This window comes from Flavobacterium tructae, assembly GCF_001853485.1.
Lineage (GTDB): Bacteria > Bacteroidota > Bacteroidia > Flavobacteriales > Flavobacteriaceae > Flavobacterium > Flavobacterium tructae.
This window is the reverse complement of record NZ_MIKE01000004.1, coordinates 26,830-40,576: the sequence shown is the minus strand read 5'-3', so window position 1 is coordinate 40,576 and position 13,747 is coordinate 26,830. Positions and strand designations below refer to the sequence as shown.

Genomic DNA, 13,747 nt, shown 5'->3' with positions numbered 1-13,747 from the left:
ATAAGATTTATCTGGTTTAGCATTTATTTTAAAACCGCAATAATTTGAACCTTTACCTTATCGTCCAGTTTATACTTAATAAGCGATGGGATAGGGATGCTAAAATCACTGGCATTTACGGCGAAATCAGAAATGATGGTGATTCGCGGCCCCGTCTTGGTAATTTTTGCAGCGGCTTTTATATCTTTAGATTTACCGTGAAGTTCTAACTTCCCTTTTATGATATAATCTTTATAATCTTCTGTTAGACTTTTAATGTCGAACCCCTCAATTTGGCCTCTAAAAACGGCTTTTGGATACTTATCGGTTTCCATGTAATTTTCATTAAAATGTTCTTCCATCAAAGCCATTTCAAATTGGAATCCTTTCATTAAAGCAAGGCTTGCCACTTCTCCTGTTGCGGGATTTAAAACAAAAGTTACATTGCTGTTAGTTCCTGCAACCGGCTGAAAAGAAGGTACTGAAGCTTCGAGCGTTATTGCTGCAGATTTAGTTACTATTTTTTCTTGCGAAAAAACAATAAAAGAAGCCAATAGCATTGGCATTATTATGATTTTCCTCATGATCTTGTTCTAGATTATTTTTCTAATAATCCATCCTGATTCCATTTATTTATAATATCTATAGTGGTTTGAGGTAATCTTGGTCCGCCCTGCGGCATTAAGGAACTATCTCCATTTTCTAAAGAAATTCGTGTAAGCAATCCTCGATTTAAAACTGCATTTTTCACCTGATCATAAGTAACTAAGGACATAGGCGCTCCATTTTTAGGAACTGCTGCATGGCATACAACACAGTTATTATCAATAATAGATTTTACATTTTGGCTGTACGTTGCCAGACCATTAATGGGTGTGGGGTCCATTAAGGTGCTTGGATCATCGTTGGCGCAGCTTACAAAGATTGAAGCTAATGATGAGATAACGAAAAGTGTTTTTAGATTCATAAGATTGGTTTTTAGTTATAAATAAAGGCATGATTTTAAGAATCATCAGGCATTTCAAAATCATATACGTTGAAAAGCATAATACAGATTTAACAAAAGGCATATTTAATGGTTTAAATCCAATAGGTATTTTTTAACGTAGATAATCCAAATACTAAAAAACAGTTATGAGAAAAAAAATACTAACTACAATTTCCCTTTTTATAATAATCGGAATTTTGTCTTTCTTCTACATCTACAAAGGGCATAGGGATATAGAATCAGAAACTGCCGATTATGTTGTAACCGTTAACGAACTAGAAAGAGAGTTTGCTTCAAACGATAGTCTGGCTTACATCAAATATCAGGACAAAACAATTGAATTATCTGCACCAGTAACAAGTATTGATAAAGCTGGTAATGGAATTGTTATGAGCGAAAAAATATTTGTGACATTCAAAAACCGTTTGCCTCAAAATATTACATCCGGGAAAACTCTCAAGATTAAAGGGCGTTTTTTAGGATATGACGAATTGCTCCAGGAATTTAAAATAGACCAATCTTCAGTTGTACACTAATACAAATAACAATTTAAAACTAACCTCATGAAAAACTTTATTCTATTATTTTTTTTATTTCCGCTGTTAAGCTTCTCCCAAACCGATTTGCTCTCTGGAGTAGAAACTCCTTCTACAAAAGAAAAAGTGACATCTGCATTCAAAGCCCTGAAAATTGTTAATCTTGAGTCTACAAAATTGGCCGCAAAAGGTGATTTGTATTTTGTTGTTGCACACCGATTCGGATCCATTAAAGATGGTTTTGAAGGTTTCTACGGACTGGATAATGCCAATACACAAATTAAATTTATTTACGGTTTGACAAATGGACTTAATGTAAGTGCGGCCAGAAGTGAATTTGCATATGACTTTGCAACAAAGTATATGCTATTACCTCAAATAAAAGATGGTTTTCCCGTCACTATAGCCGGGTTCAATAGTTTGTCTATTAATAACACGTTAAAAGAAAGCTTGTACCCTAAACTTGAATTTAAAGACAGGCTTACTTATGTAGCACAGCTGCTGATTTCCAGAAAATTTTCTGAAAAGCTGTCTTTAGAAATTGTGCCGTCATTCTTTCACCAGAATTTTGTTGACGACGTTGACCAAAGCAATACTCAATATGCTATAGGTTTTGGAGGAAGATATAAATTCGCCAAACGCTGGTCTTTAAATATGGATTATGCAGCGCATTTAAACAGGGCACAGAATTCTCTTTATAAAAACCCGCTGTCTATCGGTTTTGATTTAGAAACAGGCGGGCATGTTTTCCAGATGCATTTTACCAGTTCACAGGCAATTGATGAAGCTGGATATCTGGGAAGAACAACAGGCGATTGGAGAAAAGGAGATATATTTTTTGGATTTAATCTTGCCAGAGTTTTCTAGTATCTCCTTTATTATTAAATTATTAGGTAATTTCTGTATTTAAAACGATTCTAAATTGATCAATTTGCAAGTATTTCTAAAACCGCAGCGATTAAGTAGACGTAGATAATTTTAAAAACATAAAAATTATGAAAATTAATAAAATAATCAAAAAGGGACTTTTTATACTAAGCGGAATATTTGGGCTATTTATTGCCATTTTGCTTTTTCACATTATAACAGTAAAACCACCCGTTTATGATACGCCAAATCTGCAGGTAAGCAGAATCGATTTTCAATCAGATATCGATTCTCTGCAGGCCAGACAAATCTGTGCCGATTTAAGAAGTATAAAAGGCCTGACATCTGACTCTATAATAGTTAAAAGAAATGTTGTGGTGTATTTCCACAATAATAAAATTACAAACTCACAGAAAGTTTTCAATGAGTTGATGTCTAAAAGACACTATGATGCTAAGCGTTATATTCTACCTGCAAATTTAGCAAACAAAGAAGTCTGCCCAATGAATCAAAATAGCTTGAGTTATAAATTATCTCAAAAAATAAATCGTTTTTTTAATTAACCCTTTAATACCTTAAATTTATGAAAATTTATTCAAAACTTACACTTAGTGTATTGCTTGCTGCATCTGCAGCTATGATTTCCTGCAGCAGTAATGACGACGAAACCCCTGCACCTCCTGTAAAGGCATCAATTTATGAACGCTTAGGCGGGACTAAAATGGTTTCTGATCCTGATAATTCCGGCCAGATGATTGAGCAGGGACGTTTGAGTTTCCGCAAAGTGGTAAATTCAACTATCGGATTGATTGTTGCTGATATCCAATCGAATGCTTCAGGGAATCTGCAGGCACATTTTGCTCCTTTATTAGCAGAAACGGGAACTACCCAGTCTACCAATATTGCTAAATTATCAGATAATCTGACTGATTTCTTTTCATTTAACACTGGAGGTACCAATGCTGTAAATACATATTCAGGCTTGAGTATGTCAGCGGCGCATGATCCTGCAAAAAACCCTCGTATGGGAACAAAATCCAGCAGTGCAGATTATACAAAATTTGAAGGATATGTTGGAGCTGCAGCCAATGCAAATGGTGTTGCTTCAAATACAGAGCTTTATACTGATATAGTTGCTGTTTTAGAATCATTGAGAACTCCTATAGTTCAAAAATAATTTTCTTCTCAAAACGCTGCCTGAAAAAGGCAGCGTTTTATATTTCAATACTATTACGGTGCCGGATTCTTTACAATATTATAGAATCAGTATATAAATATTTTGAAACTCTCATGTAATGTATAATGGCAGGAAATTATATAAAATTGCCAATTTGAATCAATTTATTCCACAGCGATATATTAAGTCCTTCTAGCGTTGTTATATATAAATTAGTCAGTAATAATTTTTTGAACTTTTTAAGGAAAGCATAAATATGGAAAATTTTAATATGTCCAGTTCCACCACTTTTTACGCATTAGGGCTAAGCTATAAGAAAGCAGATGCAGAAATTAGAGGAAAATTTAGTTTAGATACTCAAGCACAATCTGATTTATTGATGCAAGCCAGAGCAGAAGGCTTAGAATCATTAATCGTGACTTCTACTTGTAATAGAACTGAAATTTATGGTTTTGCCCATCATCCTTATGAACTCATCAAATTGCTTTGCGAAAATAGCAATGGTTCTGTTGAAGAGTTTCAGCAGGCTGCTTATATATATAAGAATGAAGAAGCTGTTAATCATATGTTTAGGGTAGGGACAGGTTTAGACAGTCAGATTCTGGGCGATTTCGAAATTATCAGCCAAATTAAAATCGCTTTTAATCATAGTAAACAAGAAGGTTTGGTAAACACTTTTCTGGACCGTTTGGTAAATACTGTTATTCAAGCGAGCAAAAAAGTTAAAACAGAGACTAAAATTTCTTCTGGTGCAACATCCGTTTCTTTTGCATCAGTGCAGTATATTATACGAAATGTGGCAGATATTGAAAATAAAAATATTTTGTTATTCGGAACAGGAAAAATAGGAAGAAATACTTGTGAAAACTTAGTAAAACATACTAAAAACAGCCATATTACTCTTATAAACAGAACAAAAAACAAAGCCGAATTATTGGCAGGAAAACTCAATATTATTGTAAAAGATTACGACGATTTGAAAGAAGAACTACAGCAGGCAGATGTGCTGGTTGTAGCTACAGGAGCACAAAACCCGACTATTGACAAAACATCGCTTGCTTTACATAAACCATTATTGATTCTGGACTTATCCATTCCACGGAATGTAAATACTAATGTAGAAGAAATACCCGGTGTAACTTTAATACATCTGGATTATTTATCTCAAATTACTGATGACACGCTGGAAAGAAGAAAACAGCATATTCCAGCTGCAGAAGCTATTATTGATGATCTGAAATTAGAACTGAATACCTGGGTAAACGGCCGAAAATGTGCGCCAACCATCCATGCATTGAAAGCGAAACTAAATGATATTGTATCGGCTGAATTTGCTTTTCAAAAAAAGAAAATAATCAATTTTGATGAAGTTCAAATGGATTTAATCAGTTCCAGAATTATTCAAAAATTAACAAACCATTTTGCAGTCCACTTAAAAAATGAAAATAATTCCTTGGATCAAAAGATCGAGTTTATTGAAAAAGTGTTCCAAATTGGACAGTTTACGCAGAAAATAAGCCCTTCATCAGCAGAAGAAAAATATAAAATTAAACTTTCATAAAAATTCTAAAATAATAGGCCTTAATTCTGGAATTTTAAAAGTATAACTTTCTAAAGATAATGCTGATTTAGCAACACTGAAAATGATGCCCAAATTTTTCTAAATGATCACACAGCTGGTTCTGGGAAAATTATTGATAGTGGAAGAAGTTTAAGTATCTAAAAATTTTAATCTCAAGAAAATGTATTATGATAATATACCAGATGTATTGATGGTTAATTATTCTATCTAACATTTAAAGAAAATCATAGATTTATAGTAATATCGCATAAAAATTAAAACAGCCGTTCGCGCTGTTTTTTTATTTTACAATGTCTTAAATCGAAAAAAATGGTTCTGTCGCATTAGGATAACTTTATCTTTATAATTTTAAACCTAGCGAAAAATGAATACCGAAGTTCATTGTTATCCTCAGTCAATTATTCTGCTGGCAGTATATTTTAAAGTTAGGTTTACTTTAAGTTATCGGGATATTGAAGAAATAATGAAGATAAGGGCTGTGATTGTGGTTTATGCTAGGATTCAACATTGCGCTTATGCCGATTTAAATGCACGCAATAGCTATTTTCGGACATTTAGGGATCTTTGTTTTGCTGTCGAAAAAATAAAGTTTTTCTATTTTTGATTGTACAAAAGCCGGGAGCGTTCTGCAGGGCTTGAGTAATCGAGTATTGAGTTAATCAGGCGTTAAGAGTTGTTGGCGGAATTTATTTTGGAGTGGTGAGCATCGTCAATTGTATATAATATTATTTTTTAGGTTTATTATTATTATTATTATTATTATTATTATTATTATTATTTGGAGCTCTTACCGCTTTATGTTCCAATCTTTTGCGCAGAACACTGGCACAAAAAGATTTTCACTGTTATCAGGGCTAAGGGCCGCCTAAAGGTCCTATTTTATCTTTTGAAAAATGCATATTCGAAGCCAATTGTTGTATTTTTTGTAAATTATCACTTTTTTTAATATCATACGCTGCAATTCTCTTAAAGCTATTAGTACTTTCGGCAAAGAATAAATGAAGAATCTAAACATTGGAACGTATCTTTCAGAACTACTAAATACGCACCTTTTAATACTGATGCAATAAAATATAGCATAGTGCGGCTCTTTAGACTAATAAATTTATAAAGTATAATAAAAAAGGCGTCAATTGTCTTCAATTGGCGCCTTTTGGCAGTGTGGTGACAGGAACGGGATAAATTTCAACAAAATTTATGGAGGTTTGAAGAGATTAGCTTACTATATTTAGTGTCTTTCTTCCATTGGCTTTATGAATTTGGTTTGGATGTTCCGTTGGGGATTGATGTAAAAATTCATGAGCTTAAATTATTTAATTGTCTTTTCATTTAGTTTTAATTGTAGTTCCTTTAACAGTACTTCATTTATACTTTTTAAAAACTTAAGATTTCTTAATATAAATATTTTTTTTAAAATGACTCTAACTTATCGAATGGAATTAATTCAATTTTGTGATCCAAATCTGAGTGTCCAGCATCTTTAATACAATAAAGTGCAGTCATAAAAGTATTTAACAAAAAAGTCATTCTCAAAGATTAAAATCCATATGCCTAGAAAGATTCAGGAGGTTAGATAATGGATAACTATGTTTATATCATTCTGTAAATTAATAGTTTAATTTTAAAATTACTTAAAGGCTTATATTTTATGCTTACAGATTCTATAGAACTTATTATTATAACATTTTACCTCTTTATCAAGATCATTTTTAAGTTATCAAGCCTGTTTTCTGATTAATTAAAAATTTAATAAAAATATCATATTGATAAATAGTAAAGTTAGGTAAGGGCCATATAGTTTTGCAGTAAACTAAAACTAATGTAGTGAACGCAGAATACAATACTTTTTTAGACAAAAAACCTGTTTTCAATAAAGTTTACCAGCAGAACTGGAAAGCCCTTTATTCTTTTGCTTTTAATATTTTGCGTGATAAAGAATCAACAGAAGATATTATTCAGGAAATATTTATTGACTTTTGGGTACGAATGAATGATACTGATATTCAAAATTATACAGCATATTTGTTTCAGGCAGTTCGAAACCAATGCGCTAAAAGGCTTAGATATAAGAAACTAACAGTTTTTGAATTACAAGTTTTAGAAGAATCTATACAATTGATAGATGAGGAAGAATTTTTTGAATTTCCAAAAGAGCAGATCGTTGAGCAAGTCAGACAAAAGGCACATGAAATTTTACCTCCTAAGTGCCTTGATATCTTTAATCTTAGATTTTATGAAAAGCTGAGCATTAAAGATATTGCTGAATATAAAAAGATATCAGTAAGTACAGTTGAAAATCAAATTAATAAGGCTTTAAAAATGTTAAAGACAGAAAATGATTACTTCATTAAATTATTGGCCATCCTTATTTTTTGTTCTTAGCTAGAGTTCTTTTCAAGCTTTTTGTTAAGAATGTTAACAAATTGTAATCCTTTAAAAATTTTATAGGTGCTGCCTGCTTTTCGTGTACTATATAATAAAGACCTTATTAAATAGTCATATGCAAAAACAGTACAAGCATCTTTTTAAAAGATACAGTGAAGAGAAATCTTCTGAAAAGGAAAAAAAAATAATAGATACTTATTTTAACAAAATTCAATATAACGGTATTACAGAACAGAATATTGATAATGTTTTGGGAGATCGTATTTTGCTTAAAATAGAAGAACGTTTAGAAAGAAAAAAGAAAACCTATTATTATAGAATTTCGGCATCTGTTGCGGCTGTTATACTTTTAGGAACGTTGCTGTTTACTTTTAATTCTATTTTTAAAACGAATCATTTTATTACTGTTGCTGCACAATTTGGTGAGCAAAAAAATGTACGATTACCTGATTCCTCAGTGGTTTATTTAAACTCAGGAAGCAGTATAGTTTATCCGGAACACTTTGGAGAAGATTCCAGAGAAATTACTTTAAAAGGAGAAGCTTATTTTGAAGTTGTACACAAAGAAAAACATCCATTTATAATTTCTTCAGCTCATTTTAAAACGCAGGTTCTGGGAACCAGATTTATTGTAACCAATTATGAAAAAGGTCTTGCGTCAGTAACGGTTGTTTCCGGAAAGGTAAAAGTTACAGATCAGCATTCATCTAAATCCGAAATTATCACTAAAAATCAGAGAGTGAGTTATGATGATGTTTCAGGGGCTTTTATAAGATCTAATAATATCGAATCATCAAATTACCTGGCATGGAGAGAGGGAAGAATCTTTTTTGATCACGCTCAGATAGATCAGGTATTGCTAACACTACAGAGAAAATACAATGTGGTACTGAAACTGGATTCAAAACCTTATCAATGCAATACTATTAGTGGAAATTTCTCAGGCAATGACATCGAAAAAATCTTAAGCAGTATTCGTTTCATTAATGATATGGAATATAGCACAATTAAAAATGACACCATAAAAATTAAACTAAAACCCTGTAAAAACTAGCGCCTATGCAAAACTGAAAAACTACTCAAAAAATATAAAAAAAACCCGAACATGGCGGCCACCAATCATCGGGTCACATTAATTGCAAATAATTAACATAAAACAAATATATTCAAATTATGTATCTTGTAACAAATAAAAACAATAATAAAAAGAATATACTTTTCTTTTTTTTGGTTACGTTATGGACACAAGTGACATTTGCGTCAGCATTTACCTCGCAAAGCACAGAATCTACTCCAGTATCAGTTTCAAAAAATGTTTATGAACTCAAAGCTTTATTTAAAGCTATTGAAAGTCAAACTGATTTTTCACTTCTTTATTCTGATGAGGTTGCAAAACTTAAAACTCAAGTTCCTTTTAGTTCAGGAACACAAACAATAGCAGCATTACTTAAGGAAGCTGCTGTTAAATTTAAAGTTGCTTATCAGATAAATGATGGTTTGATTACTTTTAAAATGAATAATCCTGCTAAAGGTAAAAAGGCAGTAAATGTCGCAAAGCAAATAAAAATCTCAGGTACAGTTACGGATAATTTAGGTAAACCAATTCCCGGAGCTACAATTCTGATTGAAGGAACATCAGTAGGGGTGCAAACGGATTTAGACGGAAAATACAGTATTGAGGCCGGAGAAGGAGAAATACTAGTTTTTGTTTATATGGGATTTAAGACCGTTAAACAAAAAGTTGAAAAAGATAGGACAATCAATATTACCCTTGAAGAGGAAGCTGAAGCACTAAACGAGTTAGTAATTACTGCCTTAGGAATTAAACGAGAAGAAAAGGCTCTTGGATATGCTGTACAAAAAGTCGATGGCTCTTCAGTACAAACGGTAAAAGGTGTAGATGTTGCAACGTCATTAACTGGTAAAGTATCAGGTTTACTTGTAAAAAACAGTACTGAATTTGCAGAATCCCCTACTGTTGAAATTCGAGGCGAAAGTGCCTTATTAGTTATTGATGGAGTACCTTATGGAAACATGACTCTCAGGGACATTCCTGCTGATGATATAGAATCTTTAAGCGTACTCAAAGGAGCAACTGCATCAGCCTTATATGGCTATCGTGGCGCCAGCGGTGCTATTGTTGTAACAACCAAAAAAGGAAGTTCTAAAAAAGGCCTTACGGTATCGTTAAACAGCAGTACGATGTTTACAGCGGGTTATCTGGCAATTCCCGAAACCCAAACGACTTTTGGAAGACAGATAGATGCTACTACCAATATGTATAAGGGAACAGGCTCTTGGGGAGTACCAATGGAAGGACAAGAAGTTGTTCAGTGGGATCCGGTTAGTAAATCGTATAAATCGATGCCTTATTTACCAGTAGGAAAGGATAATTTTAAAAACTTTCTGGATCAGGGTTACATTTTAAATAATAACTTAAGTGTAACACAGCAAGGAGAATTCGGGAATCTTAGATCATCTGCAACCTGGGTTAGCAATAAAGGGCAATATCCAAATTCTCAATATGATAAATATACTTATGCATTAGGTGGAGATATTAGTGTAGATAAATTCAAATTATCATCTTCAATATCGATAAATAAGCAAAGTTCGCCAAATATTGGATTTAATGGTTATAAAGGCTATGATCCAATGTATAATATTCTGGTTTGGTCATCTCCGGATTACGACATACGAAAATATAAAGATTACTGGCTTGTAAAAAATGAGTCGCAAAATAACAGTTATACCGGTACAAATAATAATCCTTATTTTGACAGATTTGAAAGATTACACAGTTTAGACCGCAATGTTTTTAACGGTTTTGTTTCGGCAAGTTATGAAATAGCGCCCTGGCTTAATGCTACTGTCAGAACTGGTTTTGATACCTATAATAACAAACAGACAGTTAGGGTTTCAAAAGGGTCTCTGGTTGGTGCCGGTGTCTCTACAGTTATTCTTAACGGGACTGAGATTTGGGGTGAATCTCTAAAAGGATCTTATAATGAAGGCCTAGGAAGTGGTTATAGTTCTAATACTGATTTTATCTTAAATGGAAATAAAAAGATCAATGATTTTGATATTGACGGTCTTTTTGGAGGAACTATTTATTATACACAGGACGAAGGTATTGAGGCCAGAAGCCAGGGAGGACTTTCTGTTCCTGGGTTCTATTCTTTAAAGGCTTCTGTTACTAATGCTGTTGTGAATTCTTCTGTTTATAAAAGACAGGTAAACAGTTTTTATGGAAGACTTGCCGGATCGTGGAAGGGAATGGCTTTTCTTGAAGGTACTTTACGAAAGGACTGGAGTTCAACTCTTCCTGAATCTACACGTTCTTATCTTTATCCATCTGTTTCAGGCAGTTTTTTAGTCTCAGAAGTTTTACCAAAATTTGATTGGTTAACTTTATGGAAACTTCGCGGTTCCTGGACTTCATCTAAAACCCCGGCAGGAGTTTATGATATTAATTCGGTTTACAATATTACAACCAATTCCTGGGGAGGTTTAAACTCGGCATCTTATCCTGATGTTATCCGTGGAAACGAAGTTAGACCCGAGTCAGCCAGTACATGGGAGATGGGAACAGCTGCCAATTTGTTTAAAAAACGTTTGTCATTTGATTTTACTTATTATTCAAAGAGAATGTACGACTTTTTAACCGCTACCAATGTCAGCAGTGCATCAGGTTTTAGCTCAAATTATATCAATATAGATCAGGAAATTACCCGAAGAGGAGTTGAACTTACACTAAACTTTACACCAATAAAAACTTCAGACTGGCAATGGGATGTAATGGCAAACTGGTCTAAATATGCACGCTATTATACCAAGTTGGACAAAGAATTTTCGGCAGATAGACCCTGGGTAAAAGTTGGAAACAGAGTTGATGCTTTTGTTTTAAACGATTTTCAGAAAAGTGTAAATGGTGCTGTTATTTATGAAAATGGGCTACCGGTCTATTCTCCTTATGAGTCCGTTTATGGATATGGTGATCCTGATTGGATTTGGGGGCTGACATCTTCACTTTGTTATAAAAATTTCACTTTGAATATTTCTGTTGATGGACGGGTAGGAGGTTTGGCACAAACTACAACCGAAATGTATATGTGGCAGTCTGGAAACCATCCTGACTCTGTAAATGATATTCGTTACAAAGATATTACTACCGGTACAAGTAATTATGTAGGAGATGGAGTAAAAGTAATTTCAGGTGCAGTAACTTATAATGCTTACGGAAATATTACCAGTGATACCAGACAATATGCTTCAAATGATGTTCCTGTTACTTATGAGAACTATGTAAAAAGAATTCATAAAGGTACAGCCTGGGGAGGTAATTCATCTCCTGCGGATACTTACAGCACTACTTTTTTGAAATTAAGAGAAGTCTCACTTACTTATAGTGTTCCTAAGTCAGTATATAGTTTTATAAAAGCAAAAAATGCTACAGTATCAGCAATAGGTCAAAATTTATTCCTTTGGGCAAAAGATTTTAAATATTCTGATCCAGATGGAGGAGTTGATAATTTTAGCGATCCTTCACAGCGTTTTGTAGGTTGCAATATTAAGCTTGAATTCTAAATTTAAAAGTAAACATAATTTAAAATTATTGATATGAAAAAAATAATCGTTGCAATTACAGGTATGCTAATGTTTTCTGGCTGTAGTAATTTTGATGAAATCAATACCAACCCTAATACGCCTACCCAGGTAAGTGCTTCACTATTAGCTACAAATATAATTCTGAGTATTGCTAAATATCAAGGCACTGATTCAAAAGAATATATTTCTGAAAATGCTTTGCCAAAATATGTTGGTTATGCTAATGAAGGACAATTAGGAACTCAATATAACTTAATAGCCAATTCAAGTTTTAACAAAATGACCATTTTACCTGATATTGATAAAATGTTACTTGCTGCTCAAGGCAGCCCGGCAGAAAACTCATATAAAGGAATAGGTCATTTTATAAGAGCGTATACTTTTTATATCCTTACCATGAAGATGGGAGATATTCCATACAGTGAAGCAAATCTTGGACTGCAAGGCAATTATAAACCAAAATACGACGCTCAAAAAGAAGTTTTTATGGGGATTCTTGGTGAATTGGAACAAGCACGTCTTGAATTCTCACAAGGTTTGACTTTTGATGGAGATCCAACCATTTTTAAAGGAAATCCTCAAAGATGGAGAAGAGCCTGCAATGCATTTGAACTTAAAGTTCTAATGACTCTCAGTGCAAAAGAGAGTGATGCTGATTTAAAAATTAAAGAGAAATTTGCCAGTATAGTTAATGAAAATATACTTCTTCAAGATGATTCTGATTATTTTGGCTTAGAGTATAATACCGTAAACCTTCATCCATTATACAGTACAAATGATATGTTTACCGGAAGAACTATTTTAAGTGATATTGTAGTAGACAATCTAAAAAGACTAAACGATAAAAGATTGTTTTATTTTGCAGAACCCTCAGCAGATCAAATTGCAAAAGGATTAGCTCAAAACAGCTTTATGGCTTATACTGGTGTAAAAACTTCATTAGATTATGGACTAATGAACGCTAATTATGCAGGTGGCAAATATTCTAAAATAAACCTGCGATACCAAACCAAACAAAATAGCGATCCAAGAAGGCTGCTTACCTATGCAGAGCAGGAACTGATTTTGGCCGAAGCGAGCATTAAAGGCTGGATTACTGCATCAAATGCACAGCTTTATTATGAAAATGGAGTGAAAGCTGCCTTAAAAAATCTTATGAGTACAGATGCTTCTTTTGCACATGGAAATCCTATTGTGCAAAATGATATTGATACTTATTTTATCGGTGAAGCAGCATTTTCGGCAGATGCAGCTACGCAATTGAAGCAAGTTTGGATGCAGCGATATTTGCTCAATTTTTTAGTTGATGCAGAAACTGCGTATTTTGAATACAGAAGAAATAAATACCCGGATTTTAATATTGACCCGACAACAAACCTAAACGTTAATAGTCCTACTAGTATGCCTATAAGATATTTATATCCTTCTTCGGAATTGAATTATAACAGTCAAAAGTTGATGGAGGCCTTAAACCGTCAATTTGGAGGTTATGATGAAATTAATAAGACAATGTGGCTTTTAGCAAATTAGCAAAAAGGTCATATTGATTAGTTTTGTTTTTTTATTTTTTTGAACGCTGCTCTTTATAATTAGAGCAGCGTTTTTATTGGCAAATAATAGAAAATAAG

At 33.1% G+C, this 13,747-nt stretch carries 11 protein-coding genes; 9 read left to right on the top strand and 2 right to left on the bottom strand.

Annotated elements, in window-relative coordinates:
• Window positions 1-23: 23 nt before the first annotated feature.
• Both BHE19_RS01495 and BHE19_RS01490 read right to left on the bottom strand, forming a co-directional pair.
• Window positions 24-563, bottom strand: coding sequence for a YceI family protein (locus tag BHE19_RS01495; protein ID WP_035625460.1), 540 nt, complete (start codon window positions 561-563; stop codon window positions 24-26).
• 14 nt (window positions 564-577) lie between these two features.
• Window positions 578-946, bottom strand: coding sequence for a hypothetical protein (locus BHE19_RS01490; RefSeq protein WP_035625458.1), 369 nt, complete (start codon window positions 944-946; stop codon window positions 578-580).
• 167 nt (window positions 947-1,113) lie between these two features.
• On the opposite strand from BHE19_RS01490, the gene BHE19_RS01485 reads away from it, so the two are divergent.
• The 9 genes from BHE19_RS01485 to BHE19_RS01440 all read left to right on the top strand — a co-directional run bounded on the left by BHE19_RS01485 (window position 1,114) and on the right by BHE19_RS01440 (window position 13,649).
• Window positions 1,114-1,503 (top strand): OB-fold protein, encoded by a 390-nt coding sequence (locus BHE19_RS01485; protein WP_035625455.1) that lies wholly within the window; start codon window positions 1,114-1,116, stop codon window positions 1,501-1,503.
• A 27-nt stretch (window positions 1,504-1,530) separates the two neighbouring features.
• Window positions 1,531-2,370 (top strand): DUF5777 family beta-barrel protein, encoded by an 840-nt coding sequence (locus BHE19_RS01480; RefSeq protein WP_035625453.1) that lies wholly within the window; start codon window positions 1,531-1,533, stop codon window positions 2,368-2,370.
• A 128-nt stretch (window positions 2,371-2,498) separates the two neighbouring features.
• Complete coding sequence (locus tag BHE19_RS01475; protein ID WP_035625451.1) at window positions 2,499-2,933, top strand: hypothetical protein; 435 nt, start codon at window positions 2,499-2,501, stop codon at window positions 2,931-2,933.
• Window positions 2,934-2,953: 20 nt separating this feature from the next.
• Window positions 2,954-3,547, top strand: a complete 594-nt coding sequence (locus BHE19_RS01470) for a globin family protein (protein WP_035625449.1) — start codon at window positions 2,954-2,956, stop codon at window positions 3,545-3,547.
• A 256-nt stretch (window positions 3,548-3,803) separates the two neighbouring features.
• On the top strand, window positions 3,804-5,108 hold the full coding sequence (hemA, locus tag BHE19_RS01465; RefSeq protein ID WP_035625447.1) for a glutamyl-tRNA reductase: 1,305 nt from the start codon (window positions 3,804-3,806) through the stop codon (window positions 5,106-5,108).
• Window positions 5,109-6,953: 1,845 nt separating this feature from the next.
• Window positions 6,954-7,511, top strand: a complete 558-nt coding sequence (locus tag BHE19_RS01455) for an RNA polymerase sigma factor (RefSeq protein ID WP_070905662.1) — start codon at window positions 6,954-6,956, stop codon at window positions 7,509-7,511.
• Between the two features lie 118 nt (window positions 7,512-7,629).
• Window positions 7,630-8,568 (top strand): FecR family protein, encoded by a 939-nt coding sequence (locus tag BHE19_RS01450; RefSeq protein ID WP_051885885.1) that lies wholly within the window; start codon window positions 7,630-7,632, stop codon window positions 8,566-8,568.
• 119 nt (window positions 8,569-8,687) lie between these two features.
• Window positions 8,688-12,098 carry a SusC/RagA family TonB-linked outer membrane protein gene (locus BHE19_RS01445; RefSeq protein ID WP_081912508.1) on the top strand — a complete coding sequence of 1,137 codons (3,411 nt, stop codon included), beginning with the start codon at window positions 8,688-8,690 and terminating at the stop codon, window positions 12,096-12,098.
• A 33-nt stretch (window positions 12,099-12,131) separates the two neighbouring features.
• Window positions 12,132-13,649: a SusD/RagB family nutrient-binding outer membrane lipoprotein gene (locus BHE19_RS01440; RefSeq protein ID WP_035625445.1), complete on the top strand. Its 1,518-nt coding sequence runs from the start codon at window positions 12,132-12,134 to the stop codon at window positions 13,647-13,649.
• Window positions 13,650-13,747 lie beyond the last annotated feature (98 nt).